Here is a 6,035-nt window from a genome sequence, read left to right on the forward strand (position 1 = left end):
GGCGCTGCGGCCTCGAGGACCTCGCCAACGCGCCCGCGGCCAGCCTGCCGCTGGGCAAGCAACGCATCCTGGAGATCGCGCGCGCCCTGTGCGCCCGCCCGCAGCTGCTGCTGCTCGACGAGCCCGCGGCGGGCCTGCGGCATCAGGAGAAGAAGACCCTGGCCGCGCTGCTCAAGCAGCTGCGCGGCGAGGGCGTGACCGTGCTCATCGTGGACCACGACATGGAGTTCATCATGGACATCGCCGACCGCCTGGTCGTGATGCAGTTCGGCCAGAAGATCGCCGAGGGCGAGGCGCAGGCGGTGCGCGACGACCCGCGCGTGCAGCAGGCCTACCTGGGGAGCGCGGCATGACGCTGGAAGCCCGCGCCCTGTGCGCGTTCCATGGCCGCATCCCGGCGCTGCACGAGGTCGACGTGTCGGTGCCGCCCTCGGGCATCGTCACCGTGGTCGGTCCCAACGGCGCCGGCAAGTCCACGCTGCTGGCCGCGCTCATGGGCCGGCTGCCGATGAGCGGCGAGGTGCGGCTCGACGGCACCGACCTGCGCTTCGTCTCGCCCGAGCGCCGCGTGGCCATGGGCCTGGCGCTGGTGCCCGAGCAGCGCGACCTGTTCGGCACCATGAGCGTGGCCGACAACCTCGAGCTCGGCGCCTTCTGCTGGCGCCGCGCGGGCCGGCGCGCGATTGCCGCCGAGATGGACCGCGTGTATGCGCTGTTCCCGCGCCTGAGCGAGCGGCATGCGCAGCTCGCGCACACGCTCTCGGGCGGCGAGCGGCAGATGCTCGCGCTGGGGCGCGCGCTGATGGCGCGCCCGCGCATCCTGCTGCTCGACGAGCCTAGCCTGGGGCTCGCGCCGCTGGTGGTGCGCGACATCTTCGCCACCGTGCGGCGGCTGCAGGCGCAGGGCGTGGCGATCCTGCTGGTGGAGCAGAACGCGCGCGCCGCTTTCGAGGTGGCCGACCATGCCTACGTGCTCGAGATGGGCCGCGTGAGCCTGCAGGGGCCGGCCGCCGAGGTCGCGCGCGACGCGCGGGTCGCCGACAGCTACCTGGGGCGGGCCGCGGCGCCCTCGGCCGCTATCGAATCGATGCCGCCCGAGAAGCTGGCGGCCTGAAGAAGGAGACCCCGATGAACGAAGAATCCCTCGCGTCGCGCGAGCGCCCCGTCGCCGCCGTGATCCACCAGCTGCGCGAACGCTTCGGCGAGCGCTGCGCGACCGGCCAGGCGGTGCGCGACCAGCACGGCAAGGACGTGTCCTTCCATCCGCTGCATGCGCCCGACGCGGTGGTGTTCGCGGAGTCGACCGAGGAGGTGGCCGCGGTCGCGCGGCTGTGCCACGCGGCTTCGGTGCCTATGATCCCGTTCGGCACCGGCACCTCGTGCGAAGGCGGCGTCGCGGCGCTGCATGGCGGCATCTGCATCGACCTCTCGCGCATGAATGCCGTGCTCGAGATCCACGAGGCCGACTTCGATTGCCGCGTGCAGGCCGGCGTGACGCGCAAGCAGCTCAACGCGGCGCTGCACGGCAGCGGCCTGCATTTCCCGATCGATCCCGGCGCCGATGCCTCGATCGGCGGCATGGTGTCGACGCGCGCCTCGGGCACCAACGCCGTGCGCTACGGCACCATGCGCGAGAGCGTGATGTCGCTCGAGGTGGTGCTGCCCGACGGCGAGGTGGTGCGCACCGGCGGGCGCGCGCGCAAGTCGGCCGCGGGCTACGACCTCACGCACCTGTTCACCGGCGCCGAGGGCACGCTGGGCATCGTCACCGAGGTGGGCCTCAGGCTGCATCCGTTGCCCGAACGGATCGCGGCCGCGCGCTGCGGCTTTCCCGACCTGCGCGAGGCCATCGAGGCGGTCACCGCGATCATGCAGACCGGCGTGCCGGTGGGCCGCATCGAGTTCCTCGACGCGCAGCAGGTCGAGGCCTGCAACCGCTACGCGAAGCTCGGACTGCCGGTCATGCCCACGCTGTTCCTCGAGTTCCACGGCGCGCCCGAGAGCGTGGCGCAGCAGGTGCGCGTGGCCGAGGAACTCGCGGCCGAGCATGGCGGCGTGGGCTTCGCCTGGGCCGACACGCCCGAGGAGCGCAGCCGGCTCTGGCAGGCGCGCCACGACGTGTGGTGGGCCGCGCTCGCGCTGCGTCCCGGCTGCCAGGGCATGCCCACCGATGCCTGCGTGCCGATCTCGCGCCTGAGCGAGGCGGTGCTGGCGGCGCGCGCCGACGTCGAGGAGCTCGGGCTCACCGCGCCCATGTGCGGCCACGTGGGCGACGGCAACTTCCACCTGTGCGTGGTGGTCGATCCCGCCGATGGCGACGAGATGGCGCGCGCCGAGACGCTCAACGCGCGGCTGATGCGCCGCGCCATCGCGATGGGCGGCACCTGCACCGGCGAGCACGGCATCGGCTACGGCAAGCTCGACTTCCTCGAGCTCGAGCGCGGCGCCTCGATGCGCGTGATGGCGGCGATCAAGCAGGCGCTCGATCCGCGCGGGGTCATGAATCCGGGCAAGGTGCTGCGGCAACGCAGCGTTTGAATCTTTTCTCCTAGAGCGGCACCCGCGTCAGGTCGAGCCGGGTGTCGTTCTTCACCTCGCGCAGCGCCACCGAGGTCTTGATCTGCCGGATGCCCTCGAGCTTCAGCATGAACCGGTGCAGGAAGCGGTCGAAGGCCAATGCGTCGGGCACCACGATCTTGAGGATGTAGTCGCCGTCGCCGGTGGTGACCCAGCACTCGAGGATCTCGGGCGTGGCCTGCACCGCGCGCTCGAAGGCCGCCACCACCGTTTCCGAATGCCGCTCGAGGCTGATCTGCGTGAACATGCAGCCGTGCAGGCCGACCTTGTTGCGGTCGACCAGCGCGACGAAGCGGCGGATGATGCCGCTGTCCTCGAGTTCGCGCAGCCGGCGCCAGCAGGGCGCCGAGGACAGGCCCACCTCGTCGGCCAGTGCCTGCACCGTCATGCGGCCGTCGGCCTGCAGCAGGTCGAGGATGCGGCGCGTGGGCGCGTCGGACAGCGGCGTCGAATCGGTCTTTCCCATGGCGGCGTTCTCCGGAATGAAACATGCCGGGTTGTCACCAACGCCGCATGGATCGCAATTATATATGCTGTCCAGACGGATTAATATTTGATCTTCCCCCCGATGGACGGATCCACACCATGCAGACAGAAGAAGCAGCGCCCGCGCTGGAGACAGGCTACCGGCTCGAAGACAACCGCACCGCGCGCGAAGGCCGCGTGTTCCTCACCGGCACCCAGGCGCTGGTGCGATTGCTGTTCCGCCAGCAGCAGGAGGACAAGGCCCGCGGCTGGAACACCGCGGGCTACGTGAGCGGCTACCGCGGCTCGCCGCTCGCGGGCGTCGACACCGAGCTGTGGCGCGCCAAGTCGGACCTGGCCGAGCACGGCATCCGCTTCCTGCCGGCCATCAACGAGGACCTGGCCGCTACCGCAGTGATGGGCACGCAGCAGGTCGGCCTGGACCCCGAGCGCGAGGTCGATGGCGTGTTCGCCATGTGGTACGGCAAGGGGCCGGGCGTGGACCGCGCGGGCGATGCGATCCGCCACGGCAACGCGGCCGGCACCTCGCGCCGCGGCGGCGTGCTGATGGTGGTGGGCGACGACCATGCGGCCACGTCCTCGTCGATTCCCAATGCCAGCGACCTGTCGCTGATGGGCTGGGGCATCCCGATCGTGCATCCGGCCTCGGTCGACGAGTACGAAGCCTTCGGCCTCTGGGGCTGGGCCGCCTCGCGCCATGCCAGCACCTGGGTCGCGTTCAAGGCGATCTCGGAGACGGTCGAGAGCGCGCGTTCGGTCGAGGCCTCCTCGGGCGCGGCGCTCGCATTGCCCGAAGCGTCCGGGTTGCCCGACACCTCCGCGCTCGAATACCGCACCAGCGACTTCCTCACGCCGGCCGTCGAGCTGCGGCTGGCCGCCAAGCTCGAGGCCTTCAGCGCCTTCGCGCGCGGCAATCCGCTCGATCGCCTGGTGGTGCCGGCGCCCGGGGCCACGGCCGGCATCGTGGCGGTCGGCAAGTCCTTCCACGACCTGATGGAGGTGCTGCAGCGCTGCGGCCTCGGCGCCGACGACCTGCAGGCGCTCGGCCTGCGGCTCTACAAGCCGGGCCTGGTGTTCCCGCTCGATGCCGAGGGCGCCGACCGTTTCTGCGAAGGGCTGTCGCATGTGCTGGTGATCGAGGAGAAGGCCTCGGTGGTCGAGCAGCAGCTCAAGGACCGGGTGTTCAACCGCGCGCGCCGGCCCACGGTCTGCGGCAAGCAGGACCTCGAGGGCCATCCGCTGCTGGCCTGGACCGGCCAGCTCTCGCCCGCGAGCATCGCCGCCGCGCTGCTGACGTGGCTGCGCGCCGTCGAGCATCCATTGGTCGCGCGCATCGACAGCGCGCGCTTCGCCGCGCGCGCGGCGCTGTCGAACGAGGCCGATGGCATGCGGCGGCTGCCGTACTTCTGCTCGGGCTGCCCGCACAACAGCTCGACCAAGGTGCCCGAGGGCAGCCAGGCGCAGGCCGGCGTGGGCTGCCACTACATGGCGAGCTGGATGGACCGCGGCACCGGCGGCCTCACGCAGATGGGCGGCGAGGGCACCGACTGGCTCGGGCGCGGCGCCTTCACGCGCGTGCCGCACGTGTTCCAGAACATGGGCGAGGGCACCTACTTCCACTCGGGCTACCTCGCGATCCGGCAGGCGGTGGCGGGCGGCGCCAACATCACCTACAAGATCCTGTTCAACGACGCGGTGGCGATGACCGGCGGCCAGCCCGTCGACGGCCAGACCAGCGTGCCGCAGATCTGCACCCAGGTCGCGAGCGAGGGCGCGCGCAAGGTGGTGGTGGTGACCGACGAGCCGCAGCGCTACCACGGCGTGACGCTGGCCGCGGGCGTGCAGGTGCGGCACCGGCGCGAGCTCGACATGGTGCAGCGCGAGCTGCGCGAGATCGCGGGCGTCACGGTGCTGGTCTACGACCAGACCTGCGCGGCCGAGAAGCGCCGCCGCCGCAAGCGCAAGAGCTATCCCGATCCGGCGCGGCGCGTGCTCATCAATCCCGAGGTCTGCGAAGGCTGCGGCGACTGCGGCACGCAGTCGAACTGCCTGTCGGTCGCGCCGCTCGAGACCTCGTTCGGCCGCAAGCGCCAGATCGACCAGTCGAGCTGCAACAAGGACTTCTCGTGCGCCGAGGGCTTCTGCCCCAGCTTCGTGAGCGTGCTCGGCGGCAGCCTGCGCAAGGGCACGGCGGCCGCGCCTGCGCAGGACCCCGAGGCGCTCGCGGCCGCGCTGCCGCTGCCCGCGCTGCCTTCGCTCGCGCAGCCCTTCGACCTGATGATCGCGGGCGTCGGCGGCACCGGCGTGATCACGCTCGGCGCGCTGATCGCGATGGCCGCGCACCTCGAGGGCAAGGGCATCTCGGTGCTCGACTTCACCGCGCTCGCGCAGAAGGGCGGCTCGGTCGTGAGCCACGTGCGCCTGGCCGACACGCCCGATACGCTGCACGCGGTGCGCCTGCTGCCGGGCACCGCGCGCACCCTGATCGCCGCCGACCTGGTGGTGGGCGTGCTGCCCGACGTGCTGGGCGTGATCGGCGAGGGCCGCACGCGTGTGGTGGTCAACACCCACCTGCAGACCCTGGCCGAGTTCACGCGCCAGCCCGACCTGCCCTACCGCGAGGACGCGCTGCTCGCCAAGATCGAGGCCGCCGCGGGTGCCGCGCAAGTCGAGCGCATCGATGCGAACGCCACCGCCAAGGCGCTGCTGGGCGACGCCATCGGCGCCAACATGCTGATGCTCGGCCATGCCTGGCAGCAGGGCGGCGTGCCGGTGAGCCTGGCGGCGCTGATGCGCGCGATCGAGCTCAACGGCGTGGCCGTGGCCGCCAACAAGCGCGCCTTCGCGGCCGGCCGGCTCACGGCCGCCGATCCGCAATGGCGCCAGACGCTGATGGGCGACCGTGGCAGCGTCGTCACGCTGAACCTGCCGCAGTCCTTCGAGAAGCTGCTCGACGAGCGCGTGCGCTTCCT

At 71.7% G+C, this 6,035-nt stretch carries 5 protein-coding genes; 4 read left to right on the forward strand and 1 reads right to left on the reverse strand.

Going from position 1 to position 6,035, the window contains the following annotated elements:
• From AC27VN_RS29940 to AC27VN_RS29950, 3 genes are all read left to right on the forward strand, one after another.
• The coding region (locus AC27VN_RS29940) for an ABC transporter ATP-binding protein C-terminal domain-containing protein (RefSeq protein ID WP_490878898.1) at positions 1-353 on the forward strand (353 nt) is incomplete at its 5' end.
• Positions 350-1,114 (forward strand): ABC transporter ATP-binding protein, encoded by a 765-nt coding sequence (locus tag AC27VN_RS29945; RefSeq protein ID WP_490878899.1) that lies wholly within the window; start codon positions 350-352, stop codon positions 1,112-1,114. The genes AC27VN_RS29940 and AC27VN_RS29945, both read left to right, overlap by 4 nt.
• 14 nt (positions 1,115-1,128) lie before the next feature.
• A complete protein-coding gene (locus tag AC27VN_RS29950; RefSeq protein WP_490878900.1) occupies positions 1,129-2,538 on the forward strand; it encodes an FAD-binding oxidoreductase in 1,410 nt (469 codons plus the stop codon).
• A 10-nt stretch (positions 2,539-2,548) separates the two neighbouring features.
• Here the strand turns inward: AC27VN_RS29950 and AC27VN_RS29955 are convergent, their stop codons facing one another.
• Positions 2,549-3,043, reverse strand: a complete 495-nt coding sequence (locus AC27VN_RS29955) for an Lrp/AsnC family transcriptional regulator (protein ID WP_057589770.1) — start codon at positions 3,041-3,043, stop codon at positions 2,549-2,551.
• A 119-nt stretch (positions 3,044-3,162) separates the two neighbouring features.
• On the opposite strand from AC27VN_RS29955, the gene AC27VN_RS29960 reads away from it, so the two are divergent.
• Positions 3,163-6,035 (forward strand): indolepyruvate ferredoxin oxidoreductase family protein (locus AC27VN_RS29960; protein WP_490878901.1); only part of this gene is annotated, 2,873 nt, incomplete at its 3' end.

The sequence above is a fragment of the Variovorax sp. 20P10.2.4 genome (genome assembly GCF_058244205.1).